The following is a 25,891-nucleotide window of genomic DNA, read 5'->3' on the forward strand; positions in this document are numbered from 1 at the left end:
GTATTTTTGCTATTTTTTTAATGCTGTGAAAAAACGGTTGTCCATGACTTCAAGCTTTCCCTCAAGCTTTTCAGTGCACTCACAGCTTCCGCAACTAGGATAGCCTTCGCATTTTTCGAGCGTCGTGGTGTAGCGAATGTCGAAATCCTCGAAATATTCTCGCCAATAGGGAAGCTCCTCTAGTAGCTCTCCGCCGGGGCCGAACGCCTCTCGGCAATAACAAGGCTCTATCCAGCGTACCTGACCGTTATCCAAGAGGCGTGCGCTCTTCATGCATTTGATGTAGGTGGGGTAGGCGATGGAGCCCTTGCCCAGAGAGCCTGACTCGACCGCCTCAAGCAGTGCCCGCTCTTTGCCTTTTATGACGAAAGCCCTGACGAGATAGCGCACCAGAAACCTCAAACAAAAAAATAGGTCTGATTTAACTTACATAATTTTATCATAGATGGTGGGTGTTCTCGTCCGAAAATTCATTCCGTAGGTGGACGAAATGCCGGGGAAGGCGGATAATTCTATCATCTGGAAAAGTCCAACCGAATTTTTATATTTGTTCCGGTCGATGGTTTTAGGCTGGAGGTCTCTTGCAAGGAGCTAGAAATGACTGAAATGTCAGGTGCGCGGTATTTGTGTGAAATTATGAAAGCCTACGGTGTGAGCACGTATTTTTTCATGCCCTCGATGCTGAGCCACACGCTGGCGCTTATGGATGACTATCCTATCCGGCGGATTATGACCCACGGAGAGAAGGCTGCTGTTTATATGGCGGACGGCTATGCACGCGCTTCGGGCAAACCTGGTATCTGTGGAGCCCAGGCGATTGGGGCCTCGAACCTCGCTGCCGGGCTCAGAGACGCCCATATGGCGCACAGCCCGGTCATCTCCCTCGTTGGTGGGCGCTTTTCCGAGCAGAAATATCGCTTCCCCTATCAAGAGATTGATGATTTTTCGATGTTCGAGTGCACAACCAAGGCGAACTATCAGATTGATACTGCAGATCGCATCCCCGATATGATGCGGCAGGCTTTCCGTGAGGCGACATCGGGAAACCCGGGTCCGGTTAACCTTCAGTTCTACGGCAACCACGGCGAGATCGAGCGCGATATTATCGATCAAGAAGTCATCGTCGAGGAGCGCCACACGAGCATTCCCGCCTACCGGCCCCGACCTGACATAGCGGATGTCGAAAAAGTGGCCGAGCGCCTCCAGGCGGCCGCAAGACCGATTATCGTGGCTGGCGGCGGTGCCCGGGTGTCGGGCGCGGGAGCCGAGATCACTGCACTCGCAGAGAAGCTTCAGATTCCCATCTTGAATTCAACCGGTGCGATGGCGCTCACCCCGGAGAACCATCCGCTCTATTGCGGTGTGCCGGGTACGTATTCGAGAAGCTGCTCGAATAAAGCAATGCTCGCCTCAGATTTGGTGCTGTTCATTGGTTCCGAGGTAGGAGGTCAGCTTACCCATTTTTGGAAGCTGCCCAAGCCTGGTACCGAAATAATTCAAATTGGCATCGACGCGAACGATCTTGGGCGCAACTACCCGAACTCGGTTTCGGTTTTGGGTGATGCGAAAGTGACGGTTGAGGCTCTGGTTGGCGCAGTGAATAAGAGAGAGGCGGGTTCCTGGGTGGCCGAGGTGCAGAAGATGGTGGCCGACTGGCGGGCCGAGATTGAGCCGTATCGAAACTCTGACGCCACACCGATGCGCCCGGAGCGTGTCCTCAAAGAGCTTAGCGATTGCCTGCCCGAGGATGTTTTGGTCGTTAGCGATACCGGACACTCGGCGATGTGGCTTTCCCAGCAGTTGTGGATGGACTCCACGAAATGGGACATCATCCGATGCGCAGGCTCTCTTGGCTGGGGCTTTCCTGCCTCGCTCGGGGCCAAGTGTGCTTTCCCGGATAGGCCGGTCGTCTGTTTCACCGGCGACGGCGGCTATTGGTATCACCTCCAGGAGATGGAAACGGCCGTGCGCTTCGGAATCAACTCGGTGACGGTTGTGAACAACAACAAATCGATGAATCAGGAGATCGGCGTTTACACGAAAGCCTACGATGGGAATCCCTCGGATCAGTGGGGTACGATGTGGAAGTTCACAGACGTTAACCTCACTAAAATTGCCGAGGACATGGGTGCCTTTGCCATTCGCGTGGAAAAACCTGAGGACATTGCGCCAGCGATGGACAAGGCTTTTGCCGCAGGAAGGCCCGCCCTCGTCGAGGTTATGACTGACATCGACGCTCTTTCGCCGGGCGCATCGCTGAGTTAGAGAACTCGTTCGGGCGGACTCTTGAAGTAAGGTGTTTTTTTGAGAAAAAGCCGAGTAGTAGCGACATAGTCTTTGCTGAATACGCCAGGTATATGTTCGGATGAATATTTTAATATGCTTGGGGAAAGCGTGGGTTTAGTCTTAAGGCGCAGGAAGGATGGTGGTGCGATGGCCACCATCCTTCCTGTTTTTTTTTAAGAGTAGTGTTTACTTGTCTTTGCCTTCGTATACCTCAAAGACGCGGGCGGCATCGTCCTTGCCCCATCCGGCAGCTTCTGCGCGCTGGAACATTTTTCGAGCCGCAGGGACGACCTGGAGTTCCACACCGTTTTCTTTCGCCAGATCAATGGCAAGGCCCATGTCCTTAACGAATATTTCGACCGCGCCACGAGCTTCCCAATCGCGGTTCATAATTCGAGGAGCGGCATTTTCCAGCATCGTGCCCTTTACGGTGCTTGCCCGCAGGCACTCCATCATCGCATCGTCATCAAGACCTGCTCGCCGACCGGTCAAAAGCATTTCGCATATCAAGGCCGTGCAGGAATTAACAAATAAATTGGTGACGACCTTCATGGTCGCGCCTTTGCCGTTTTCTCCCATGTGGACAACGCTTGAGGTGATCGAGTCGAGTATCGGATATACTCGGTCAAAGGCCTCTTTAACCCCACCCACCATCATCGAAATCTGGCGTGAGGCCACGCGGGGATGAGAACCTGATATCGGTGCGTCAAGCATTTTGATGCCCGTGGTGGCGAGACGCTTGCCCATATCTGCCTGAAAGGCGGGTTTCATGGTGCTCATTTCGACGTGAATTAAACCCTTCTTTCCGGCCGCGACGATACCATTTGGCCCGAACGTATTTTCCTCGATGTGGGCTTCCTTCAGGAGAATTGAGAAGGTGATGTCGCACTGTTCGGCAATTTCTTTGGCCGATGCGGCGCGTTTCCCGCCCAGCCCCTCGAGCATTTTCATCCGGCCCTCATCAACGTCGTAGCCGAGCATCTCGTGTCCGTCTGCAAGAAACTCCTTTGAGAGCGCAAGGCCCATTTTCCCTAATCCGATCATTCCAAGTTTCTCGCCCACCTCAATAGCTCCTTATAATTTAGTTCAAGGTTTTACAGTTAATTTCCAATTGATGGTTCTTTGTTCTAAAGGGTGACGGCTTTACCCTCCTTAACCGAACGATCCGAGGCCATTGTCAGTTCGAGTACTTGCCGGGCGTCTGCCCCGGTGCAGAGGCCAACTCCGCCGATGCCCAGGACGTGGCGGATGAAGGCATCGGATTCTTCTTTCATCGGCCCAAAGAATTCGCCCAGCATGAAATCGCCTGGCATTGCCGAGCCGAGGAAGGCGACGTTTACTTCGTGCTCCGGGGTGTAGGGGCAGGGGATTGGTTGGCCCGTTGCAAGAACAACGTCCCGGTGCGCATCGTCGATGTTGAGCGTTCCCTCAGTCCCCTGAAGGTCGATTTCCATCGATGCTGTGTAAGCAGGCCAGTGATGAGGAGGCAGCCAGCTTGTCCCCAGGGTGGCGACGCTCCCGTCGTCAAAGGTAACGATCAGCCACTGGAAATCATCTCGGTTGTAGGGTTTGAAAACAAAGCTCGCCGCCTTGGCATAGACTTCGACCGGTTTTTTCCCCTCCATGTACCAAAGGATAAGATCAACCATGTAGGTCAGGGTGTTGATTGACGGCGTGGTGTTTGGTGAACGGCGGGCGACGGCCTCGCCGACGGCGCGGGTGACGTAGATTTTTCCCATCGCCATGACAATGTTGCCAAGCTGTCCCGACATGGCGGCCTGTTTGGCGTGTAGGTAGCGGCGGCGGAAGCGCTGGGTGTAGCCCACGAAAATCTCGGCGCCGCTTTTTTCGGCTTTGGCCAAAATGTCGTCTGCCTCGTCTAGATCAAGAACAAATGGTTTTTCGATCAGGACAGGCTTGCCGAGTTCGGCCGCAAGGGCGGCCGGGGCGTGATGGTATTCCTCATCGGTTGATATAATGACCGCGCCCACGCGATCGCTTCGAATGGCCTCCTCGAAATTTGTTGTTGCCATGTCCGCACCGACGGCCTCAGAGAGAGTGTCGAGTTTTTCGGGCACCTTGTCGCAGATGGCCAGGTAATCGACCTGGGGTATCTGAGAGCATGAGTGGGCCCTGAGTGTGCCGATCCCGCCCGCTCCGATGACTGCTACGCCTGTGGATTCCATGTTTCTCCCCTATAAAATGAAAGTGATTAGTTCGGTTCATCGGACTGCCAGTCATGTCATTCTGGTTTGCGCTTTTTAAAAAAAGCCGCGATGCCCTCCTTCGCATCCTCTGATTCGAGAAGATTGGGCATGAGTTTGCTCATGAGGCGAACGGCTTTGTTGTACTCGATTCCCTCGATTTCATAAAACGCCCGCTTGCCCATCTGAACGGCATACGGGCTTGTCTCGGCGATCTGGGTGGCGAAGGCGGTTAGTTCGTCCTCGAATTGCCCGGCTGGCGTGGTCTTAGTCACAAGGCCCATGGCGACGGCCTCCGCCGCGCCGAAGCGGCGACCTGTGACGAATAACTCATACGCCCGGCGCGCACCCACGGCGCGAATCACCGGGGGCATGATGGTGCAGGGCCAGAAGCCAAGCTTAATCTCGGGAACGCCGAATAAGGCTTCCTCCTCGGCGACAGCAAAGTCTGCCGCCGCCGTCAGCGCTGTTCCGCCGCCTAGCGCGTAGCCCTGGGGGGCCGCAATAACAGGTTTGCTGATCTGGGAGAAGGCCAGGAAAAAATCGGCGGTGTAGCCGAAGTGGCGTTCCCGCTCGGGCCCGGATTTGTCACCAAATGAACTCACGTCAGAGCCCGCGCAGAAAGTGGGTCCCTCACCGCGGACAATAATCACCCGCACCTCGGGCGACTCGTCCAACGTAAAAAGCCAGCGCCGCATTCCTCTATACATGGTGTCGGTCATCGCGTTTCGCTTCTCGGGCCGGTCGATGGTGAGTGTGGCGATGTGGTCGCTGATGTCCCAACTTAGGTTATCGACGGGTTCGAGCATTTAGGTGCCTTTTCGTTGCGAGAAAAGTGCCTGCGGGCCGGAAATCGGCAACCATCGAGGGCGTGCCAGCCAGCAGAGGTGTCAGGAACGAAGCGGTTTCCCGGAATGAGAAAATTGTATCGGGTATTTGGCATAGGTCAAGACTCGGAAGTCTCTTGATTCTGGCGTTAATTTTATGTTTGCGCGGCATCCCGAAGAGACCGATAATCTGGGGGGAACCCGGAAAATCCGATCTTATCTTGAATTCAGGAGACCGATATGCGCATTGATGTCCAGACGCACCATATGCCGGACGGTTATGTGAAGGCCCTTGCCGAACGTTCAGATTATCCCTTCTTCGAGCGGGAGGGCGATAGCTGGTTTGCCCAGGGCACCACGCATGCCCGGCTGCCGATGGCCCCCTCGATACTGGATATCGGGCTTAAAATTGAAGAGATGGATGCGCATAATATCGATTTGGCATTGATCAGCCTCAATATTCCGGGCCCCGATCTCGCGGCGGACCCCAAGGACGCCGACGAGCTGGCGCGCATCGGAAATGACGGCATCGCCGAGGCCGTTGCGAAGCACCCGGATCGCTTCAAAGGATTTGCCAACCTTGGTTTTGGCGACATCGACGCGACCTGCCGGGAGCTTGAGCGATGCATCGACGAACTAGGTTTCATCGCCCTTCAGGTATTCGCCTTCATCGGTGGAAAGCGCCCCCTCGACGATCCCGCCTTCGCCCCCGTCTGGGCGTTGTTGGCCGAGCGCAATGTCCCGCTCGTTCTGCATCCGGGGCCCTCGCCCGCTGGTGCCGTTTATGCGGACTACTGGCTAGGACCCCTGGTTGGATTTCTCTTCGATGAAAGCATCGCCGCGCTTCGGCTCATTTTCTCGGGCATCATGGAGTGCCACCCCAGGCTCAAGGTGCTCCTGCCTCACGGCGGGGCAACGCTGCCGCTTCTCATTGGCCGGGTGGACCGTCTTTCGAGCAACCGCCCGGGCCCACGGGACAACATCTCCCATGCACCGAGTCATTATTTCGAGCGCATTCACACTGATGCCGTAGCACATTCCACAACGGCGCTCAGCCTCGCGCTTCAGGAAATGGGTGCCGACCGGCTCATGTTTGCCTCGGACGCCCCCTGGGTGCCCGTTGAGGCGCATGTGAAGATTGTCGGGGAGTTGGGACTCTCAGAGCCCGACGCCGATAAAATCTGGAGTGGTACGGCGAAAAAGTTTTTCGAAATCTAGGCGGCGGCGTTTAAACAGATTTTTCGCGAAGAACCATTCGTTTTACATCGTACTCAAGCACAACCTCGCCCGTTTGGTTGATGACTCTCTGGTGGCTGGCGACAACGCCCCTGTCGGGGCGGCTCGTGGAGGCTTTGGTCTCGTTGACTTCCACCTCGACGCGCAGGGTGTCGCCCGCATAAACCGGGGCCCGGGCGACGAGATTGTCTATTCCCAATAACGCCACGGCGTAGTTGTGCAGGATGCCCGTCTGGATGATGAGTGCGTCGGCTATCCCGGCGGTTAAAAGCGCTGGCGCCATGCGCCTGTCGTGTCCCTTTTCGCGCAAATATTCCATGTCGAGAAAGAGGCTCTCTGTGTAGCCCACCGTATTTACGTAGTTGACGATATCCGTCTCGGCGATGGTTCGCCCGCGAGTCGTAATTTTTTGTCCAACGACCCAGTCCTCTAAAGGAATCCCGCTCTGCACGCTTTTCTCCCTATAGGTAAACTTTATTTTGTCATGTGTCAGTGCTTGCTAAATTCTAGTCGATTCTTTAGTTGGAGACTAGAGGGGGGCGAGCTATTTTCTTTGTAAGTAATTGAAATAAAAATACTTGTATTGTTTTCTTTGAAGGTGAATCGAAATGGGAACCCGCCGCGTCCAAAACGGCAGCAATGAAGTTTTGCACTTTTTTGGCTATTGGCGATATGGGCGACCGGAAGAGAGTCCAACAATCCGGGAGATTACGAAATGAAAAGATTTATGGTGATAGCGCTGGCGGGAATCATGGGCGGGGCGCTCTTTTTCACAGGCAGCGCCGATGCTTGGCACGGAGACAGACATTTTAGAGCGCGCCACATCCGCTCTCGGCATTTTCGTCCTCGTCACTTTCGACCCCCTATATTTTATTCGGGCTTTTATGGCCACCATTGGGGACACCGCCACGTTCATCGTGAGCCTGTTTATGTTGAGCGTGTTTATCAGCCGGTAGGGACCACCACTACATATTCCACATACGAGCGCGCGGAAAATTCGAGCCAGGTGCTCGGTGCCATTCTCGGCGGCATCGGTGGCGGTGTCATCGGATCGCGAATTGGCGGGGGCAGGGGAAAGGTAGTTGCCACCGTCGCGGGCTCGATCATCGGTCTTTTGGCCGGAGGCGAGATTGGCAAGCAACTTGACGAGCGCCAGCAGCTTATTCTTGCGAGTACGACGAACCGTACCCTAGAGACATCCCGCTCGGAGACCGAAGTGCCCTGGCGCGACCCGGACTCAAATGCCCACGGTACAGTGATCCCGAAGCCCGCCTATCAAAATGCTCAAGGTCGCTACTGCCGTGAGTACACCCAGACCGTCGTCATCGATGGCAAGAGCAAACGTGCCTACGGAACCGCCTGTCGCCAGCCAGATGGAAGCTGGAACGTCGTCAATTAAGCGCTACGAAACAATAAAACGCCCCCACGGTTTGAAAATCGTGGGGGCGTTTATTGTTCAGACTTAAAAGGCGATATTTATCCGGCGACCATTATGGCGGCGCGTCCCATAACCTCACCCTTTTCAAGACGCTCATGGACAAGCTCGGCGTCTCCAATGTTGAAGCCGTATTTTTCGGTAACAAGTGGCCAGACATCTCCCCGCGCCACAATATCCAGCGTGTCGCTGACCTCCTGGCGCGTGCAGTAGCGGCTGCCCATGATGTTGAGTTCCTTGCCCGAGAGTTCGCCGCCCACGGCCTCGAAGGGTGTTTTGGAGCCGCCCCCGCCCAGCGTGGCGAGCCGGCCCCCGCGCCCGAGCGATCTGACGCCATCGGTGAGCGTTTTCTCGTTCGAGACGAAGTCCACCACGACATCCACCCCATCTCCACCTGTCAGGTCCATCAACGCCTCTACCATTTTGCCGTCAGAGGCGTTCACCGTTTCGCTCGCGCCAATCTCGCGGCATTTCTCGAGTTTTTCGGGAACAACGTCCACTGCAATAACCCTAGCGCGCGCCCAGTGAGCCATCATCACCATATGGATGCCCAGGCCGCCGCCTGCACCAATGACGGCGACAGTGTCAATCGGAGCGATTTGGGCCCGCCTGATAACTTTATAAGGCGTGGCCAGGGCGTCGGCGATGACGCCCACCTCCGCCGGGCGGCCCCTCCAGTCGAGGCTCTCTGGGATCTTGATGTAGTTGCGCTCGGGCATCTTGATGTATTCGGCGTAGCCGCCGTCGATCTGGCGGCCAACATGCCCGGCCAGGTTCGAGCAAAGCGTCGGCCTGTTGTTCAGGCACCATTTGCAGTGGCCGCAATCGAGGTAGAAATAGCATGTAACCGGGTCGCCTACCTTAAGGTTGTTCACTCCGGTACCGGTCTCGACAATCTCGCCCGTGATCTCGTGGCCGATGATGACGGGATAGTTCGCGCCATGGTTGCGCCCAACGCGGGTGTGTTGAATTGTGAGGCCCGAGCCACAGGCCAGCACCCTAGCCACCGCTTCACCGGGACCGGGTTTCGGGTCCGGGCGCTCCTCCATCACAAAAGGCTCTCCAGGCCCAGGTAATACTATCGCTTGCACAACGGCTCCCCCTCTTTAGGATTGTTTGACGGTTGTCATGGAAGACGGCGGAGCGCTTTGGCGCCGATGTCTTTCCGGTAATACGCATCGTCCCAATGAATCAGCCCGGCGGCCTCGTAGGCTCGCCCGAGCGCGGTTTTGATGTCGGGGCCTCGCGCCGTGATGCCGAGAACGCGCCCCCCAGATGTGGCGGCCTGGCCCTGCTCATCTTCCGAGGTTCCGGCGTGAAAAACATACGCGCCCCCGATGGCATTGGCCTCATTAAGCCCGCTAATCACGTCGCCCTTTCGATAGTCGCCCGGATAGCCCCCCGCAGCCATGACGACACAAGCTGCAGGTTCCACCGAGAACGAGACCACAGCATTGGCCAGGTTGCCCGTCGCACAGGCGATAAGAACGGGCAATAGATCCGAGTCCATCCGCATTAAAAGCGGTTGGCACTCCGGGTCCCCGAAGCGGCAATTGAACTCCAGGACTTTAAAATCTCCGTCCTTGATCATTAGCCCGGCATAGAGAATCCCCTTATAGGGTGTGCCAAGCTTGGCCAGTGCGCGCACCGTGGGTTCGATAACCTCGCGCATCGCGCGCGCCTCTAACTCGGGCGTCATTACCGGGGCAGGCGAATAGGCTCCCATGCCGCCCGTGTTGGGGCCGGTATCGCCCTCGCCTATGGGTTTGTGGTCCTGGGCCGAGGGCATGAGTACGGCAGTCTCGCCGTCCACAAAGGCAAGCAGGCTCGCTTCCTCGCCTTCGAGAAACTCCTCTACTACACATCGCTCGCCCGCCTCGCCGAAGGCGCGATTTTCCATGATCTCGGATATGGCGAGCTCGGCCGAGGCCGGATCCGGGCAGATGAGCACCCCCTTGCCAGCCGCAAGACCATCCGCCTTAACGGCCCATCCGCCGCCGCGCTGTCTCACAAAGCTTTTCGCCTCATCAGGATTTTCGAACACCCCGAACGCGGCTGTCGGAATGCCCGCCTCCTGCATCAACTCTTTTGAAAATGCTTTGCTCGCCTCAAGGCGTGCGGCGCCCTTTTTGGGGCCAAAGGCTGTGATGCCTTCAGCCTCAAGCCGGTCGGCGAGTCCCATTGCCAAAGGGGCCTCGGGCCCGATGACGACAAGACCGGCCCCCTCGGCTTTTGCGAGTGTGACGATGCCCTCGATGTCCTCGGCACTGGTGGGCACATTGCGGCCAATTGTGGCCGTTCCCGCATTGCCGGGCGCGCAGATAATTTCCTCGGCCTCCGGGCTCTGGGCCAGTTTCCAGGCCAGCGCATGCTCGCGTCCGCCTCCGCCGACAATAATGACTTTCATCAGATGCTCCTAAGCCTGAATGATTCAGCGTGGTGTGATTTTAGGTAAGAGAAGATTGCACCCGAGGCGGCGGGGCGTCAATCCGCATGGATAAATGTTTACTTGAACAATTCACCAAAAAGAAAACCCCCGTAGAGTCGCGGGGGTCTTACTTCAAGTCCCCGGCTTATACGGGCCGGGGCGCACGCCTGTTGGAATGATTATCCGGGTAAGTGCACCTGGCTGTCAAAATCAGGCCATGTCACCGAGAGCGGCCTGAAGCATCGTGACCAGCACGACGGGTGCGGTGTCGGCCCTCAATACGCGGGGGCCCATGTCCACCGGGATAAAGCCTGCCGCGCATGCCGCCTCGACTTCCTCGGGCGTGAGGTCGCCCTCGGGACCAAGGATGAGGGCGGCGCTTATTTGGGCATCCTCCTTTTTCGTTGCCCTGGTCTCGGCGATGACCTCCGTGGCCATGAGGCGACCCTCTCCGAGCCAGGCGATGAGCTTAAGGTCCGCGTCCTTGGTATTAGAGAGAAAATCATCCAGCGGTGCGGGGCCCAATACCAGGGGCGGGGGTATGCGCCCGCACTGCTTGGCTGCCTCGCGGGCGATGCGCTCCCAGCGGGTGGTGCGCGCGTCGGCTTTGTTTGCGGGGATTTTCACTTCACACCGAGAAAGCGCGAGCGGGCGAAAGGCGGTCACGCCAAGCTCGGTGGTTTTCTCAAGAGCCCACTCAAATCGCTCGCCCTTGATGAGCGGCAGACCCAGAGTGACTAAAAGTGGCGGGGGAGGGCGCCTACCAAGCCGCTCGATGATTTTTGCGCTTACCTCTTTAGGTGAAACATTGGAAATCTCAGCAATGAATTCATCGCCCGCCTCGGTGGCGAGGCGGCACTGCTCGCCCGGTTTCATGCGGAGCGCTCGCACGAGATGGGCGGCTTCATCACCTGTTATCAGCGCCTCATCGCCTGTGATTTGCGATGCCTCGGTATAAAAAAGACGGAGCCGATCGGCACTCATGGTTTTTCAATCTCGACCGCAGCCCATTCGTCATGATATTTTTTGCCGCTTACGGTGAGTCCCGCCGCCTCGACAATTTCGGCCAGGGCGTCTGCCTGCTCATAGCCGATGCCGCTCAAGATGCCTCGGCCCCCCGAGGCCAGCACTCCAAACATCAATGGCGCAAGCTCTCTTAAAGGGTTGAGAAAAATGTTCGCGGCGAGCATGTCCACCCGCCCCCACCAATCGCCTGCAGTAGTAGGTTCAAGCGTTCCGGTGAGTATCCGCATGTGGCCTGTAAGATCATTTTCTTTTGCGAGCTTGAGGGCGGTGTCCGCTGCTTCCGGATCGAGATCGAGCGCTAGGGCCTGGCCTGCCCCGAGTTTAAGGGCCGCCGCGCTGAGGATTCCCGAGCCGCAGCCAATGTCGAGAAATCGTTCAGGCGCCCCGGCGGCGCACATTCGATCAATGGCCTCGAGGCACAGCGTTGTCGAGGGGTGGCGTCCGGTTCCGAAGGCGAGCGAGGGCTCAAGGATAATTTCCTGGCGGCCCTCGGGCGCGCCGGGCGCATCCCAGGGCGGGCGCACCCAGAGGCGCTCCCCGTAGGGCCGGGCCGTGAAACTTTCACGTGAGCGGGTAACCCAATCGACTTCCTCGATGTTGCGCACGGCAATGGCGCTAGGTGGGATTCCGATATCGGCGAGCGCGGCCTCTGAGGCCCGCAGTTTTTGGGTTGCCCCTGCCTCAAGGAGAAAATGGGTGATCAACAGACAGACGCCGGGCTGCGTGTCCCGTGTCTCAACTGCGGAGGCCCCCGCTTCAATCAAACGGGCCGAGGCTTCCTCGGCGAGCTCTCCGGATACCTGGGCGAGAAGCTCCATCCATGCGGGCATCAGGGGTCTTCCTTTAGGTGATAGCTGCCCGAAGGGCTAGCCTTTGAGCGGTAATATGACTTCGGCCGAGCCGGAGCTTGCCGCTTCGTCGAATTGATTGGTCCCGGTGAACTCAATGGAGATCGAGCTGCCCTCGCCTTTGCCAGTGACCTTGCCGGTCAGCTCGCGTGATTGGATACGAATTCCTCGATTCTTGCCTCGGCATCGCTTGTCATTGGATTTTCTCCTTCAGATGAAGAATAAAGACTACAGATTAGAGCACTTTAAGTGGGGCGCTTCGATTCGGCAATCAGCGCAGGAAGGCCTTTACTTTGTCGAGAAGGCGCTTGGCGAGCGGGTGGGTCGAGGCGGTGGAGAAGCGCTGGAACTCCCTTAGGAGCTCCCGTAGTTTTTTGTTGAGGCGAATGGGGGTCTCGACGGTGACGGTGACGAGCTGGTCGCCTGTGGTGCGCCCGCCCGCCGGGGAGAGTCCCTTTTCTTTGAGGCGAAATATCTGACCTGTCTGGGTGCCAGCCGGTATGCGAACCTTCACCTGGCCCTCGAGGGTGGGGACGAGTATTTCATCACCCAGTGCCGCCTGGGTGAATGTGATGGGCTGGTTGAAGAGGATATCGTTCCCCGTGCGCCCAAATATTTTGTGGGATTTTATCCGCACAGTGACGAGGAGATCGCCTGCCTCGTCTTCGCCTTCATCTCCCTTGCCGCGAACCCTGAGCTGGGTGCCTTCCTCCACGGCGGCGGGCACCTTTACGCGAATGCGCTCTCGCTCTCGCCTGCGACCTGCACCCCTGCAGGCGGCGCATTTCTCTCGGATGTGGACGCCCTCGCCCATACAGGTTGAGCAGGGAATCGAAACCTCGGCCAGCCCTTGCTTGAAGCGTACCTCGCCAGAGCCCCGGCAGTGGATGCATTCGGAGGGCTGGGCACCGGGGTCCACCCCTTTGCCCTGGCAGCTTTGGCACACAACTCGTCGATGCACTTCGATTTCCCTCCCCACGCCCGTTGCCGCCTCCTCGAGCGAAATCTCTAGTCGCGCTTGAAGATCGCCGCCGGGTGCTCGGAGGGGCGCGGCTTCCTTGCGTGGGTCTTCTCCGTCTCGCCGGGATTTGAAAATACGGGAGAAGAATTCTTCCCATTCGGGGCCGTAATCTCCTTGTTTGCCGCCGGTTCGCGATCCTCTTGGGGCTGAATCGTGTGAGGCCCTCTTTTTGGGGTCCTTGAGGGTTTCGTAGGCGATGACAATCTCTTTGAAGCGGGTCTCGGCGTTTTTATCGTCCGGGTTTCGATCAGGGTGGTAGTCAAGCGCGAGTTTGCGGTAGGCCTTTTTGATTTCGGTGGCGCCGGCTCCCCGGGGAACACCTAGGACTTCATAGGCGTCTCGGGCCATTTGTGGCACGCCTCCGAATTTTGGGGGATTGATGAAAGAAAGGGAGCAGTCGCTACTTCGTCTCGGGCCTGTAGTCGCTGCTCGAAATATGGCGGCTCACGGCGTCGGCCGTCCACTCGACGAGGGAGACCACGCGGTCATAGTGCATCCGCTTGGGGCCGATGATGCCGATTGTGCCCAGCGGCCTGTCGTCGATGGAGTAGGAGCGCGCCACGACGCTGCATTCGTTCATGCCGTCGATATCGTTTTCGGCGCCTATGAAGACGGTGATGTCCTGGGAGTTGAGGCAACCGTCGAGCAGACGAATGAGCCGGCCCTTATCCTCAAAAGCCTGGTAGAGGTTCTGTAGCTTGTCGAAATCATCGGCAAAGTCGGGCTGGGTGAAAACGCGCGATGCACCTTCGACGAAAAGCGCCTCGCCCCCCTCTTCCTCGTCATCGAGGAAGGTTCTGCGGCTGAGCTCCTCGGCCTGTTTATAGAGCCGGTCAAGATTGTCGCGCTCCTCGCCCATCCTTTTCAAAACGCGGACGCGAACCTCGCGGAGGGAGAGGCCGCCGAACTCCTCGTTCAGGTAGCTCGAAATGCGGTTGAGTTCCTCTTGCTCAAGATCCTCCCCGGCGGGGACGACGCGGTTCTGGATGACGCCGCTCTCCGAGACGATGACGACGAGGAGGTTTTCGCTGGACATGCGGATAAACTGAATAGTCTGGAAGATGAGCTGATCGCGCCCCGGGAGGACGACGATGCCCGCTTGGTTTGTAAGTTCGGAGAGTATTCGTGAGGCCTGGGTGACGACCTGCTCGACCTGGGCCATGCGGCGGGCGGTGCTCCCCTGAATGGACTCACGCTCCTCGGGGGTGATGTGGTGGACGTTCATCAGGGCATCGACGAAGACCCGGTAGCCCAAATCCGTGGGCAGCCTTCCGGCCGAAGCATGTGGCTTGGTGATGAATCCGGCATCCGCTAAATCGCTCATGATGTTGCGGATGGTCGCCGGGCTTAAGGAGATTGGAATCTTCTTCGAGAGGGTGCGACTGCCAACAGGCTCGCCGGTCTCAATAAACGTGTTCACAACCGTCCGGAGCACTTCTTGGGTTCGTGCCGAGAGAGTCGTATCGGTCATGATTTTTCGAGTCCCATGGCAGGGCGAACAAGTATGGTTAGCACTCTTGTAGGTGGAGTGCTAACCTTATTAATGGAGCTTAAACAGGGGGGGAGAGGCTGTCAAGAAATTTTGTTTCATGCAATTTCCCCTTTGCACTATATGTTAGTTCTATGCACCCCTTCTATATTCTGAAATTTTCTTCATAAACTTTTGAATATGATATCATTAATCGTTTTGTAGGGTATGTCAGATGGTGGAAAGAGCGATGGCCGCGCAAAATGTAACCAAAGAGCCCGTTAATGGCGAGAACTCCGGTATTCAAGAATCCCGCCGGGTGAACCGCCGATTCCAGTATTTCGTTGTCCTGGGCGTGACGGCGGTGTTGATCGTTTTAATTACCATCTCACTCAAAATCCATTCCGGTGCCACAAGAGATATCGAATACCAGTTCAACCGCCAGCAGCTTCTGATCGCCGATCAGGCTAGCGGTAGAATAGCCTCTTTTCTAGATGAGCTTTCCGCAAGTCTTAGGTATAGCGCTCGGTTTCTCAGAACGGTTGGTCCTGATCATCCAGGGCGGATGAGTTCCATCGCGGGTCTGTTCGAGCGCCTCGGGGGGCGGCTCCGCGTCAGCGAGGTCGGCTATCTGAGTGAAAATTCAGGCTCCCTCGATCTGACGAACCAAGAGTATGCTGCCCTCCTGTCGCAATGTTCCTCGCGTGTCCGATTTTGTTTCCTGATTGTCCGAAAGAACGGCAAGCCGAAATATATCTTTGACGCCGCCCCGGTCGGGGGTGGAGACTGGCTTTACGTCAAGGTGACGCTTGATGATCTGGGCACCTCTTTTGTCGATCCTGTTCAGTCGGGATTGAAAGGCCGTGCCTGGCTTTTAGATGCCTCTGGACGAATTCTCTTCGCGCCCGGTTTCCGGATGTTTGAGGGAAAACGAATCGGAGATATTGCCGAGCGCCTCGGGGATGAGCGTCTCAAGCGAATTGCGGTCCAGATGCGCCAGGGAGGTCGCGGTTTTGAGTGGCATCATGATTTTCGACCGGGAAAGGTAACGCGCCGGGGCCGAACCCTAACGGCATTTTCGCCGATTCTCGTCGGGCAAGAGCAATGGACCTTGGCCGTCACGGCGTCCTCGTCCGAGGTGGGCGATCTGGTTCGGCGGGTGTTCCGAAAAAGTTTTATTCTGACCAGCTTTGGTTTTGTTGTGATAGTTGTGGCCGCCCTGCTCCTCCTTGATCGCGAGCGTCGCCGCATCCGGATGGAGAATCGTCTCCATTGGTCGGGCCAGGTTCTTGAGAGCAAAACGCGCCTTCAGGCCCTTTTCGATGGTATTACTGACAGCATCTGTATCCTGGATAAGAATTTTAAGATCCTCACGGTGAATCGGGAGATGAGCCGTTTTCTTGGCTGTGAGATCGCCGATTTGCTATATCGCACTTGGAGCGGGGAGGGGGATGGGGTTTTTCCTGAAGGCCTGGCAGACCACAATGTTGTTGAGCATACTTTTGAGAGTGGTCAGCGAGGATTTGCCGATCGCTCTGTCCTGATGCCCGATGGGAAAAGGCGAGACATAGAGCTTTATAGCTACCCGATTTTTAGTAGCGAGGGGCCGGTCAGGCAGGTCATTCTCTACATCAAGGACGTGACTGAGCGGCGTGAGCTGGAGCAGCAACTTCTTCAGCAAGAGCGGCTCTCCATCGTGGGCAAGATGAGCGCCCAGGTTGCCCATGAGATACGCAATCCACTTTCCGCCATTAATTTGAATTCCGAGTTGCTCGGAGATGAATTGGGCGCTTTCGACGATGAGAAGACCTCCGAGGCGTGGGCTCTTCTCCGCTCGATTCGGCACGAAGTGGATATTCTTCGGCAGGTGACGGATGATTATCTCAAGTTCGTACGGATGCCGCGCTCGGAGCGGCGGGTAGGATTCATCAACGATGTGTTCGATGAACTTTTGAGTTTTTACAGCGAGGAGGCGTCGAGCCGAAAGATACGAATTGAGCGGGAGCTGTCCCTCGATGCGCCAGAGGTTGAATTCGACGAGACGCAGATTCGCCTGGCGCTTCAAAATCTCATTCTCAACGCCTTTGACGCCATGCCCAATGGCGGCAGGCTTACGGTTCGCACCCGCCCAGGCCCAGAGGGTGGTGTGGGTATCGATGTCGAGGACGAAGGGGTGGGAATCCCCGCCGGGGAGCAGGCGTTTTTGTTCACCCCGTTTTTTACGACAAAGGCGAGTGGTACTGGGCTCGGTCTTGTTTTGACGCAGCAGATTCTGACCGAGCATCGGGCCTCCATCCGCTTTTCAAGCCAGGAGGGAGCGGGGACCACTTTCCATATTGAATTTCCGGCGGTGGCGCCGGTGGAGACTAAGGCATGAGGTCTAACAGCGAAATTCAGGTCATGGTTGTTGATGACAAGCGCGGTAGCCGCGAGGCGCTCGAGAAGATGATCGCCAAGGAGGACTACCGCGTTTCCTTTGCTCATGATGCCGAAACGGCCCTTGAGATTTTCGAAACCGAGCCCGCACATCTGGTCATAACGGATCTCAAGATGCCTGGTATGGATGGGATATCGCTCCTCAAGGAGTTGAAGCGTAAAAGCCCCGAGACAGAGGTGATTCTTATCTCGGGGCACGGCACCGTCGAGACCGCTGTTGAGGCCATGCGCGAGGGTGCCTACGATTTCATCACCAAGCCGCTTGAGCGTGTTGTTGTTCTGAAGGCGATTTCCAAGGCGCGCGAAAAGCAAGACCTTATCCGGGAGAACGCAGATCTTCGCGCGAAGCTTCAAAATCTGACTGACTCGCACGGCATCATTGGCAATAGCGCGGCCATTCACGAGGTTAAGGAATTAATTCGGCAGGTGGCGCCGACCTCGGCCAATGTTCTCATTCTCGGGGAAAGCGGCACAGGTAAAGAGCTTGTAGCCAACGCCATTCACAAATCGAGCGAGCAGGTAGAGGGGCCGTTTATCAAGGTCAACTGTGCGGCCCTGCCGGAAAATCTGCTTGAGAGTGAATTGTTCGGCTACGAGCGCGGGGCGTTCACGGGCGCTGTCTCTCGAAAGGAGGGGCGCTTTTTTCTCGCAGACAAAGGGATGCTTTTTCTCGATGAAATTGGGGATATGCCGATGCCGCTTCAGGCGAAAATTCTCCGTGTACTCCAGGAGGGCGAGTTCGAGCGCCTCGGCGGCAACGAGACTATCAAGGTGGATGTTCGCATCGTTGCGGCGACGAATCAGGATCTTGCCCTGGCCATTGCCGAGCGCCGCTTTCGAGAGGACCTCTACTATCGCTTAAACGTGATCAGCATCAATTTGCCGCTGCTTCGAGATCGGCGGAGCGATATCCCGCTTCTGGTCGAACATTTCATTCAGCGTTTTTCGGCCAAGAACAACCAGCAGGTAAGCGGTTTTTCGCGTGATGCGGTTGAGGCGATGACGAACTACGATTGGCCGGGGAATATTCGCGAGCTCGAAAATACGGTGGAGCGCGCCATTGTGCTGGGCAGAAGCGAGGTGTTGACTCTCGATGATTTGCCGCCGGCAATCACCAAGGGGGGTGTGTCTGACGAAACCGAGGCGGTCGAGGCCGGTGTCCCCATCATTAGTATCCCGGTGGGAACGCCTTTGGCCGAGGTCGAGCACCGGGTAATTCTTGAAACTCTCAGAAGCACGGGGGGGGACAAAAGCGCCGCTGCCCGCCGGCTGGGTATTGCCACCCGAACGATCTACCGCAAACTGGATCAAGCCGAGCAACTCAAGAACTGATTGATTATAAGAGCGGTGTGATAGGCTTTGGGCCTGAATCAAGAGCCGCTCATTTGCCCAATGCACCTGAAATTTGGAGGCAGTAATTTGCCGGGCCGATTCATTACTTTCGAGGGTTCCGAGGGGGCGGGAAAATCCACCCAATTGGGCCTTTTGCATGAGTGGATGAAAAGCGTGGGCCTTGGCGTCCGGGTGACGAGAGAGCCGGGCGGCACTGAACTCGGGGCCGGTGTAAGAGAGGTACTGCTTACTCCCCGAGATGAGGAGGTATCACCTCTCGCTGAGTTGTTGCTTTATGAGGCGGATCGGGCGCAGCACGTTAGCCGGGTGATTCGGCCGACGCTTGAGGCGGGCGATCATGTTCTTTGTGATCGGTTCTATGATTCGACGACGGCATATCAGTCTTACGGGCGCGGGCTTTCTCTGGAACTTGTTGAGGAAATGAACGTTCGTGCGACTGAAGGCTTGGTGCCCGATATGACACTTTTGCTCGAAGCTTCGCCGGAGGAGGGTCTTCGCCGCGCACGGGGCGGGGCCGAGGGAGATCGGCTTGAGGGCGAAAGCTTGGCTTTTCACGAGCGTGTTTGGCAGGGATTCATTGAAATTGCACGCCGGGAGCCTGATCGATTTCGGTTAATTCCGACGGGCACCATTGAGGAAGTGCATACCCGTATACTCGATACAGTAACGAAGGCATTCGGATGGACTGGAGATTCCTTCAAGGTCAAGACACTGCCGTAGACTCGCTCCAGCGGGATCTTGCGGCGAGCCGTGTGGCGGGCGCCTATGCCTTCTGGGGCCCGGAGGGGTGCGGCAAGGCGACGGCAGCGTCGATTTTCGCACGTGCACTCCAGTGTGGTGGGGATTCGCCTCCATGCGGAACATGTCAGGCTTGCGAGAAGGTGGAGCGCGGCTCGCACCCGGATGTGATTCAGGTCGTTCCCGAGAAAGGTAAGAAATCGATTGGTATCGAGGCCGTTCGCGATCAGGTGCTGGAGCGGGCCTATCAGCGGCCTCAGGAGGGCCGCCGCATGGTGTTCATCGTGGACGATGCCCACCGGGTGACGACTCAGGCGTTCAACGCTTTTTTGAAGACGCTTGAGGAGCCTGCCCAGGATGCAGTGTTCATTCTTGTCACGCCCAATCTGCATGCCTTGCCGCCCACGGTTCTCTCTCGGTGTCGCCAACTCAGGTTCAGGGCGCTTGGTCGCGATGAGCAGCGCCAGATTCTTTCTGCGCATCTGGCGGATGAGGCGGTGGATTTCGACAAGCTGATTTCGCTGAGCATGGGACGGCTAGGAAAAGCCTTTGGTGCTGATCAGAGTGCACTTGAGGAGCGGCGCGAGGCGGCGCTTTCCTTTCTCAACGGGCTATCGGCACCGCCGGGAAAGGCAGATGAGGCGGGCCTTCTCGGGCTTGCGGCCAGCCAGGCAGGGGGCGGGTCGAGCCGGGCCGATGTTCTTGAGTTTCTTGAAATGCTTTTAGGTCTACTTCGGGATATACTGATTCTTGAGGTGGCCCCGGATGCCGTGGAGCCCTGGAACGCAGATGTGGTTGAGGCGCTTCGGGCGATAGGCGGCAGGTGGGGGGTACCCGGCTTGATCCGTTCGGTGGATTGGGTCCAGGAAGCGACCCGGGATGTTGGGGTGATCAACACGAATCCTTCCCTGACACTCGAATCTTTGGTTATATCGCTGCGCGGCACCGTGGGCGCGGCTGGATGAGGGTTATATTATGATTGAAAACGCTAGCGAGGGTGGAAGTTCAGCTGTCCGACTATACCCTGATGAAAATCAGGCTCCCGAAAAGATAAAAATCGTCCCGATAGTGTCGCGCTTTGACCCGAAGCCCATTTTTCATCTTGCGAGCGATGTGCGCCTCATAGCGGGAACGCGGGTGGTCATCAAGACTATCGATGGCTACGAGGAGGCGGGTGTCGTTGCTGACGCTCCCCGGTTTATGGAGGCGCGCTACCACAAGGCTCCGCTTCCGAAGGTGATGCGCAAGTTCACCGAAGAGGACGAAAAGAACAGCGTTTCTATCGAGGGCCTTGAGAATCGGGCTTTCAATGTGGCCGAAAAGAAAATTGTCGAATTGAAATTGCCGATGAAATTGACGAATGTGAAGTACGCCTTCTCGAAGAAAAAGGGCACGTTTTTCTTCTCGGCAGATGGTCGGGTGGATTTTCGGCGGCTTGTGAAGGCGCTTTCTGAGAATTTTTCGATTCGTGTCGAAATGCGCCAGATCGGGGTGCGCGATGATGCGGCACTCAAGGGCGGCTGCGGGGATTGCGGGCGGGAGTTGTGCTGCAGCAGCTACATGAAGAATTTTGATCCCGTTTCCGTCCGGATGGCTAAGGATCAAAATCTGAGTTTGAACCCAACGAAGCTTTCGGGGGCTTGCGGTCGGCTGAAGTGTTGCCTTCGCTTTGAGCACGCCCACTATGTAGAAGTGAAAAAGCGGCTGCCGGCGCCCAAAAAACGGGTGGGCGGATGCAACGTCCCCGCCATGGTGATCCGGCAGGATATCCTCGCCGAGGAAGTGACCTTGGCCCTTGAGGGCGGCGAGCGGATGACAGTTCATGCCGATGGGCTTGAGCGCATGGCCAATGGCCAGTACACCCTAAAGAATCCTATCGGCGGCTAGCGCCCCCTTAACCAATAACAGAGGCAGTTTTGAAGTCGCTATGAGCGGTAAACCTTTTTACGTCACGACGCCAATCTACTACGTTAACGACAAGCCCCACCTGGGCCACGCCTATACGACCGTGGCCACGGATGCCAAGGCGCGCTTTCATCGCTTGAGGGGGGAGGCTGCGCGGATGCTCACCGGCACCGACGAGCACGGCCAGAAATTAGAACAGGCCGCCCTCGATGCCGGAAAAGACACCCTCGCCTTTGCAACCGAGAACAGCGAAAAGTTTCGCGCCCTATGGAAAAAACTCAATATCCAGTGCGACGACTACATCCGAACAACAGAGGAGCGCCACAAGCGGGGTGTCCAGGAGATATGGCGGCGGGTGAGCAAGGCCGGGGACATCTATAAAGACGAGTACGAGGGCAAGTATTGTGTCTCGTGCGAGAACTTCCTCACCGATCTCCAGCTTGATGACGGCAAGTGTCCCGATTGCGGGCGCCCGGCGGAGTCTGTGCGCGAGGAGAGCTATTTCTTTCGCTTGAGTAAATTCCAGGAGCCTCTTCTGGCGTACTACGAGAAGCATCCGGAATTCATCCAACCCGAGGGGCGACGTAAAGAGATTATAAGCTTTGTCGCGGGGGGGCTTCGCGATTTGTCGGTGAGCCGGACGAGTTTTAAGTGGGGAATCCCGGTGCCTGATGACCCGGCGCATGTCATCTACGTGTGGTTCGATGCGCTGAGCAACTATGCGACCGCTGCCGGATTCGGTGCCGAGGGCGTGGGTGAGGACGGCTTCCCGGAGGGCACCGCTTGGCCTGCCGATCAGCATTTCATCGGTAAGGACATTCTCCGATTTCACTCGGTTTACTGGCCCGCTTTCTTGATGTCGGCGGGCCTCCCGCTTCCCGGCCAGGTGTTCAGCCACGGTTGGTGGACGATAGAGGGCCAGAAGATGTCCAAGAGCCTGGGCAACGCTGTGGACCCCCACTGGCTCATCGAGGAATACGGGGTGGACGCTTTCCGCTATTTCATCCTTCGCGAGATTCCCTTTGGCTCGGATGGCGATTTTTCACACGCCCATCTCATCGACCGGATCAACAGCGACCTGGCCAATGATTTGGGTAATCTCCTTTACCGCACCCTCAATATGGTCAAACGCTATCGCGGAGGGAAAATAGGCCGGGGAGACGCCGCGCTCGACACCGAGATTGAAAAAACGCTTGCCTCAACTACTCAAAATGCCGCCCAGCGCTATGAGTCAGAGATGGAGGCGACTGATCTTCAGGCGGGACTTCGCGCCACCTGGGAGATTATTTCTGCGGCCAATAAATATATTGATGCTGCCGCCCCCTGGGCGCTCGCAAAGAGCGGGCCCGAGGAGCGGCTCGATTCGGTGCTCTATCATGCCGGGGCGGCTCTTCGAGTAGTTGCCGCCATGATTTCACCCGTTATGCCCGAGACGGCGGACAGCATCGCGCTCCAGCTTGGCTTGGGCGATGATTGGCTCGCAGCGACGTTCGGGACGCTGGTGGATCTGTACGCTTTGCCTGAGGCCCTTGAAACGAAACTGGGCAAGCCCCTGTTTCCCAGAATTGAAGAGGACGCGCGGGCCGCGCTTGAGGAAAAAGTGGCGGCGCGGATATCGGAGGGCGAGAGCGACGGAGAGGCCGCTCCCAAGGAAAAATCTTCCGGGAAGAAAAAGGAAAAAGGAGGCGACACCGAAAGCGCAGGTCTCATCACCATCGACGATTTTCGCCGTGTGGAGTTGCGGGTCGCCAAGGTTGAGGCCGCCGAAAATATACCCAAGTCGAAAAACCTGTTGAAGCTAGAAGTCTCAATTGGCGAGGAGCGCCGCACGATTGTTGCCGGGGTCGCTAAGTTTTATGAGCCCGCCGAGCTCATCGGTCGCACCGTAGTTGTCGTGGCGAATCTTGAGCCAGTAAAACTCATGGGTGTTGAATCCCAAGGGATGTTGCTTGCCGCCAAGGATGATAATGGCCTCAAGCTTGTTGGCATCCCGGATGGTATCTCCTCGGGAAGCCGCGTCAGTTGACCACGGCGCATGAAGGATAACGAAAGAGGCGAGAATGGATAGTCCAAAAGAACCAAGCAAACCCGAGAATGGATCTCCTGCGCCGGGTGGTAACACACGCGGCAAACGAAGGCGACGAGGCCGGGGGAGACCGAATCGGAATCGAGCAGGAGCGCCTCGTTCGGATTCGGGCCAGCAAAACCCGGATAAACAAGGCTCACCCCAGCAAGGTGCGTCCCAGGAAGGCCAACCGCGTGAAGGTCAGCCTCAGGGAGGTCAGCCTCGGGGAGGTCAGCCTCGGGGAGGTCAGCCTCGTGCGGGGAGCCCGGGAGAGGGCGCGGGAAGCGGCCGTCCCAGACGGAGGCGTCGTGGGCGCGGACCCCAATCTCAGAATCGGACTCCCTCCCCGCAGCCGCCGAGGGATGTCCCCGAAAAAAAATTAGAACTCGCCGATCCGGCTGCACTTGAAGGTATCGCCCTTGAGGGAGGAGCCCTTCTGGTTGATTCACATGCGCACATCGACAACGGCGCATACGATAGCGATCGCCGGCGTGTTCTCGACCTTGCCTTCTCAAAGGGCATCGGCGCCATCATCGCCGTCGGCTCGGATCTCGACTCTAGTCGAAAAGCGCTCGACATCACCAAATCGTTCGAGGGTGTATACGCCGCCGTTGGTGTGCATCCCCACGAGGCAAAAGCGTTCGCTAATAAATCCTCAGGACCCATCAAATCGCTTGCTGAGAATGAAAAGGTTGTCGCGATCGGCGAGATCGGGCTTGACTACCACTACAACCTATCGCCTCAAAAACTCCAGAAACATTGGTTCCGGGAGCAGATTCGCCTGGCCGTGAAAATCGGCAAGCCGGTTATTGTCCACAACAGGGAGTCCGATGAGGATTTGTATCAAATACTTGAAGAAGAAAAGGTCTGGCGTGTCGGTGGCGTGGTGCACTGTTTTAGCTCCGATGCCGAGATGGCGAAAAAATTTCTTGGCCTCGACCTTCACCTGGGTGCCGCCGGGCCAATAACTTTTGAGAAATCAGACGAGCTAAGGGCCGTTTTCGCCGACGTGCCCATCGAGCGGATTCTTGTCGAGACCGATAGTCCCTACATGACCCCGCCTCCCAACCGCGGCAAGCGCAATGAGCCCGCCTATACAATTCAGGTGGCGCAAAAGCTCGCTGAGGTGAAGGGCCTTAGCCTTGAGGAAGTGGCCAGAGCTACATCGATGAACGTGCGCCGCCTGTTCAAAATTGGCCCCGAGCCCGTGGCGGGCACTATTGCCTACGCGCTGGGCGGCAAGCTTTATCTCAACATCACCAATCGCTGCAACAACGCGTGTTTCTTCTGCGGGCTACTAAGCGACAAGGTGTTTATGGGCCACGACCTCACACTTGAGAGCGAGCCGGACGCGGCGGCTATTATCGCAGCGGCGGGCGATCCTTCCGGGTACGATGAAGTCGTATTTAGCGGCTACGGCGAGCCAACGTTGCGGCTCGATGAACTAAAGGAGGTTGCCTGGGCGCTTAAGGAAAAAGGTGCGCGCCGCATCCGCCTTGTGACGAACGGGCTGGGAAGCCGCGTGAATAGCAGGAGTATTATTGCGGAGCTCTCTGGCCTTGTTGATGCCGTGTCGATCAGTCTTCAGGCCGAGAGCCCAGAGGCCTACGAGAAAGTTTGCAAGACAAAGGATATTGAGAACCCCTATCCCTCCATTAAGGAATTCATCTCCGAGGCGAAAACCCAGTTCAGCGACGTTGAGGTTACCGCCGTGGACATGCCGGGGCTCATCGACATCGAGGCCTGCGAGCAGGTCGCCCGCGAGGAGTTGAACGTCCCCTTCCGCCGCCACACCTTTGCACTCGCGGATTAAGGGTACAGTGGGCTCCGCCCTTTGATGGCCGCTCGGGCCAGTTGGGAATCAATTTCTTTGGTGGCGGTGGTTATTGGTTCTGGAAGCCGCTCAAATCTGAAATCCATCTTCCATTCTTTTAGAGAATGAAAATCTGCTAATCCTTTATCAAGCATGTTCTCCAACCACCGCATGTTGTGGTCGGTGTAATAATCTTTCGGTGCCAGCACCTTAAGGTGAATGTGTTCTGCTTCTAAAATTTCCTTGCCGCTGTCCGAATATCCAAGGTTGCTTAAGTGGTTCATGGTGAAGTGATAGATCATCCCATAACCGATGATTTCGATTGCGGCGTATAGAGGTTGGTTCGAATGTATTTTCAGCTCTATGAATTCGAATTCTTTTTTGTTGCTCTTAAACACCATGTCGATCTTCGTATGCTTGTTGGCATCAGGTCCGAGAAGGCCGGATGATGTAGGGACTTGGTTAGCCCATAGCTCATCGGCGATTTTGATGAAATATCGCTCAAGACCCACTTCAGGGCTGTCATTGTCTTCTGAGATATAAGGGTTTTGCGTGAATCGCCAGTTTTCCTGGGAAGGTTGGGTTTCATGCGTATTTTTTAAGCGACCCCAGTTGCTAAGAATTTGATCGTACATCTTTTGTAAAAGGTCAATTCCGTTTAAATCTATTGGTGGGTTTTTCGATAATTTTTTGCACGAAGAAATGTGGCCGTAATGAGGTGGTTTGCCGATTTCTTCAAGTTCGAAAAATTGGTCTACGATTTCACTTACACCGTCCAGAATGCTTGGCATTTGTAACTCCC

22 protein-coding genes are annotated in these 25,891 nt (G+C 56.7%); 10 read left to right on the forward strand and 12 right to left on the reverse strand.

Annotated elements, in window-relative coordinates:
* Positions 1-9: 9 nt before the first annotated feature.
* Positions 10-390 (reverse strand): hypothetical protein, encoded by a 381-nt coding sequence (locus tag HOJ95_04785; protein MBT6393999.1) that lies wholly within the window; start codon positions 388-390, stop codon positions 10-12.
* Positions 391-597: 207 nt separating this feature from the next.
* Between HOJ95_04785 and HOJ95_04790 the strand changes: the two genes are divergently transcribed.
* On the forward strand, positions 598-2,265 hold the full coding sequence (locus HOJ95_04790) for a thiamine pyrophosphate-binding protein (GenBank protein MBT6394000.1): 1,668 nt from the start codon (positions 598-600) through the stop codon (positions 2,263-2,265).
* 207 nt (positions 2,266-2,472) lie between these two features.
* Here the strand turns inward: HOJ95_04790 and HOJ95_04795 are convergent, their stop codons facing one another.
* The 3 genes from HOJ95_04795 to HOJ95_04805 all read right to left on the reverse strand — a co-directional run bounded on the left by HOJ95_04795 (position 2,473) and on the right by HOJ95_04805 (position 5,299).
* On the reverse strand, positions 2,473-3,348 hold the full coding sequence (locus HOJ95_04795; protein ID MBT6394001.1) for an NAD(P)-dependent oxidoreductase: 876 nt from the start codon (positions 3,346-3,348) through the stop codon (positions 2,473-2,475).
* A 65-nt stretch (positions 3,349-3,413) separates the two neighbouring features.
* Complete coding sequence (locus HOJ95_04800; GenBank protein ID MBT6394002.1) at positions 3,414-4,472, reverse strand: Gfo/Idh/MocA family oxidoreductase; 1,059 nt, start codon at positions 4,470-4,472, stop codon at positions 3,414-3,416.
* Between the two features lie 56 nt (positions 4,473-4,528).
* Positions 4,529-5,299 carry an enoyl-CoA hydratase/isomerase family protein gene (locus HOJ95_04805; GenBank protein ID MBT6394003.1) on the reverse strand — a complete coding sequence of 257 codons (771 nt, stop codon included), beginning with the start codon at positions 5,297-5,299 and terminating at the stop codon, positions 4,529-4,531.
* 258 nt (positions 5,300-5,557) lie between these two features.
* Here HOJ95_04805 and HOJ95_04810 point away from each other — a divergent pair, with 258 nt between their 5' ends.
* Positions 5,558-6,535 (forward strand): amidohydrolase family protein, encoded by a 978-nt coding sequence (locus HOJ95_04810; protein MBT6394004.1) that lies wholly within the window; start codon positions 5,558-5,560, stop codon positions 6,533-6,535.
* 10 nt (positions 6,536-6,545) lie between these two features.
* Here the strand turns inward: HOJ95_04810 and HOJ95_04815 are convergent, their stop codons facing one another.
* Positions 6,546-7,004: an acyl dehydratase gene (locus HOJ95_04815; protein MBT6394005.1), complete on the reverse strand. Its 459-nt coding sequence runs from the start codon at positions 7,002-7,004 to the stop codon at positions 6,546-6,548.
* A 264-nt stretch (positions 7,005-7,268) separates the two neighbouring features.
* Between HOJ95_04815 and HOJ95_04820 the strand changes: the two genes are divergently transcribed.
* The gene (locus tag HOJ95_04820; GenBank protein ID MBT6394006.1) at positions 7,269-7,952 is read left to right on the forward strand and encodes a glycine zipper 2TM domain-containing protein; all 684 of its coding nucleotides are present in this window, start codon (positions 7,269-7,271) and stop codon (positions 7,950-7,952) included.
* 77 nt (positions 7,953-8,029) lie between these two features.
* On the opposite strand, the gene HOJ95_04825 is transcribed toward HOJ95_04820, so the two are convergent.
* From HOJ95_04825 to hrcA, 6 genes are all read right to left on the reverse strand, one after another.
* Complete coding sequence (locus tag HOJ95_04825) at positions 8,030-9,040, reverse strand: zinc-binding dehydrogenase (GenBank protein ID MBT6394007.1); 1,011 nt, start codon at positions 9,038-9,040, stop codon at positions 8,030-8,032.
* A gap of 74 nt (positions 9,041-9,114) precedes the next feature.
* A complete protein-coding gene (purD, locus tag HOJ95_04830; protein ID MBT6394008.1) occupies positions 9,115-10,395 on the reverse strand; it encodes a phosphoribosylamine--glycine ligase in 1,281 nt (426 codons plus the stop codon).
* A gap of 231 nt (positions 10,396-10,626) precedes the next feature.
* Positions 10,627-11,400 (reverse strand): 16S rRNA (uracil(1498)-N(3))-methyltransferase, encoded by a 774-nt coding sequence (locus HOJ95_04835; GenBank protein ID MBT6394009.1) that lies wholly within the window; start codon positions 11,398-11,400, stop codon positions 10,627-10,629.
* Positions 11,397-12,272 (reverse strand): 50S ribosomal protein L11 methyltransferase, encoded by an 876-nt coding sequence (locus tag HOJ95_04840; protein MBT6394010.1) that lies wholly within the window; start codon positions 12,270-12,272, stop codon positions 11,397-11,399. The genes HOJ95_04835 and HOJ95_04840 overlap by 4 nt, the downstream gene beginning before the upstream one ends.
* Positions 12,273-12,561: 289 nt before the next feature.
* Positions 12,562-13,659, reverse strand: coding sequence for a molecular chaperone DnaJ (gene dnaJ, locus HOJ95_04845; GenBank protein MBT6394011.1), 1,098 nt, complete (start codon positions 13,657-13,659; stop codon positions 12,562-12,564).
* A 52-nt stretch (positions 13,660-13,711) separates the two neighbouring features.
* A complete protein-coding gene (gene hrcA / locus HOJ95_04850; GenBank protein MBT6394012.1) occupies positions 13,712-14,782 on the reverse strand; it encodes a heat-inducible transcription repressor HrcA in 1,071 nt (356 codons plus the stop codon).
* Between the two features lie 232 nt (positions 14,783-15,014).
* Between hrcA and HOJ95_04855 the strand changes: the two genes are divergently transcribed.
* The 7 genes from HOJ95_04855 (at position 15,015) to HOJ95_04885 (ending at position 25,089) form a co-directional block, all read left to right on the forward strand.
* Positions 15,015-17,156 carry a PAS domain S-box protein gene (locus HOJ95_04855; protein ID MBT6394013.1) on the forward strand — a complete coding sequence of 714 codons (2,142 nt, stop codon included), beginning with the start codon at positions 15,015-15,017 and terminating at the stop codon, positions 17,154-17,156.
* Positions 17,153-18,547, forward strand: coding sequence for a sigma-54-dependent Fis family transcriptional regulator (locus tag HOJ95_04860; protein MBT6394014.1), 1,395 nt, complete (start codon positions 17,153-17,155; stop codon positions 18,545-18,547). The genes HOJ95_04855 and HOJ95_04860 overlap by 4 nt, the downstream gene beginning before the upstream one ends.
* Positions 18,548-18,607: 60 nt before the next feature.
* Positions 18,608-19,288 carry a dTMP kinase gene (gene tmk / locus HOJ95_04865; GenBank protein MBT6394015.1) on the forward strand — a complete coding sequence of 227 codons (681 nt, stop codon included), beginning with the start codon at positions 18,608-18,610 and terminating at the stop codon, positions 19,286-19,288.
* The gene (locus tag HOJ95_04870) at positions 19,249-20,271 is read left to right on the forward strand and encodes an AAA family ATPase (protein MBT6394016.1); all 1,023 of its coding nucleotides are present in this window, start codon (positions 19,249-19,251) and stop codon (positions 20,269-20,271) included. Before tmk ends, HOJ95_04870 begins: the two co-directional genes overlap by 40 nt.
* 235 nt (positions 20,272-20,506) lie before the next feature.
* A complete protein-coding gene (locus HOJ95_04875; protein ID MBT6394017.1) occupies positions 20,507-21,193 on the forward strand; it encodes a stage 0 sporulation protein in 687 nt (228 codons plus the stop codon).
* A gap of 40 nt (positions 21,194-21,233) precedes the next feature.
* On the forward strand, positions 21,234-23,237 hold the full coding sequence (gene metG, locus HOJ95_04880; GenBank protein ID MBT6394018.1) for a methionine--tRNA ligase: 2,004 nt from the start codon (positions 21,234-21,236) through the stop codon (positions 23,235-23,237).
* 34 nt (positions 23,238-23,271) lie between these two features.
* A complete protein-coding gene (locus HOJ95_04885; protein ID MBT6394019.1) occupies positions 23,272-25,089 on the forward strand; it encodes a YchF/TatD family DNA exonuclease in 1,818 nt (605 codons plus the stop codon).
* Here the strand turns inward: HOJ95_04885 and HOJ95_04890 are convergent.
* Positions 25,086-25,880 carry a hypothetical protein gene (locus tag HOJ95_04890; GenBank protein ID MBT6394020.1) on the reverse strand — a complete coding sequence of 265 codons (795 nt, stop codon included), beginning with the start codon at positions 25,878-25,880 and terminating at the stop codon, positions 25,086-25,088. The genes HOJ95_04885 and HOJ95_04890 overlap by 4 nt on opposite strands.
* Positions 25,881-25,891 lie beyond the last annotated feature (11 nt).

The sequence above is a fragment of the Nitrospinaceae bacterium genome, assembly GCA_018669005.1.
In the GTDB taxonomy this organism is placed as follows: domain Bacteria; phylum UBA8248; class UBA8248; order UBA8248; family UBA8248; genus UBA8248.

Coding starts and splice junctions, on each gene's coding strand:
- purD (MBT6394008.1), bottom strand. CDS start 10,395: ATGAAAGTCATTATTGTCGGCGGAGGCGGACGCGAGCATGCGCTGGCC.
- tmk (MBT6394015.1), top strand. CDS start 18,608: ATGCACCTGAAATTTGGAGGCAGTAATTTGCCGGGCCGATTCATTACT.
- metG (MBT6394018.1), top strand. CDS start 21,234: ATGAGCGGTAAACCTTTTTACGTCACGACGCCAATCTACTACGTTAAC.
- hrcA (MBT6394012.1), bottom strand. CDS start 14,782: ATGACCGATACGACTCTCTCGGCACGAACCCAAGAAGTGCTCCGGACG.
- HOJ95_04855 (MBT6394013.1), top strand. CDS start 15,015: ATGGTGGAAAGAGCGATGGCCGCGCAAAATGTAACCAAAGAGCCCGTT.
- dnaJ (MBT6394011.1), bottom strand. CDS start 13,659: ATGGCCCGAGACGCCTATGAAGTCCTAGGTGTTCCCCGGGGAGCCGGC.
- HOJ95_04840 (MBT6394010.1), bottom strand. CDS start 12,272: ATGCCCGCATGGATGGAGCTTCTCGCCCAGGTATCCGGAGAGCTCGCC.
- HOJ95_04800 (MBT6394002.1), bottom strand. CDS start 4,472: ATGGAATCCACAGGCGTAGCAGTCATCGGAGCGGGCGGGATCGGCACA.
- HOJ95_04835 (MBT6394009.1), bottom strand. CDS start 11,400: ATGAGTGCCGATCGGCTCCGTCTTTTTTATACCGAGGCATCGCAAATC.
- HOJ95_04860 (MBT6394014.1), top strand. CDS start 17,153: ATGAGGTCTAACAGCGAAATTCAGGTCATGGTTGTTGATGACAAGCGC.
- HOJ95_04810 (MBT6394004.1), top strand. CDS start 5,558: ATGCGCATTGATGTCCAGACGCACCATATGCCGGACGGTTATGTGAAG.
- HOJ95_04890 (MBT6394020.1), bottom strand. CDS start 25,880: ATGCCAAGCATTCTGGACGGTGTAAGTGAAATCGTAGACCAATTTTTC.
- HOJ95_04875 (MBT6394017.1), top strand. CDS start 20,507: ATGGAGGCGCGCTACCACAAGGCTCCGCTTCCGAAGGTGATGCGCAAG.
- HOJ95_04790 (MBT6394000.1), top strand. CDS start 598: ATGACTGAAATGTCAGGTGCGCGGTATTTGTGTGAAATTATGAAAGCC.
- HOJ95_04820 (MBT6394006.1), top strand. CDS start 7,269: ATGAAAAGATTTATGGTGATAGCGCTGGCGGGAATCATGGGCGGGGCG.
- HOJ95_04870 (MBT6394016.1), top strand. CDS start 19,249: ATGGACTGGAGATTCCTTCAAGGTCAAGACACTGCCGTAGACTCGCTC.
- HOJ95_04805 (MBT6394003.1), bottom strand. CDS start 5,299: ATGCTCGAACCCGTCGATAACCTAAGTTGGGACATCAGCGACCACATC.
- HOJ95_04885 (MBT6394019.1), top strand. CDS start 23,272: ATGGATAGTCCAAAAGAACCAAGCAAACCCGAGAATGGATCTCCTGCG.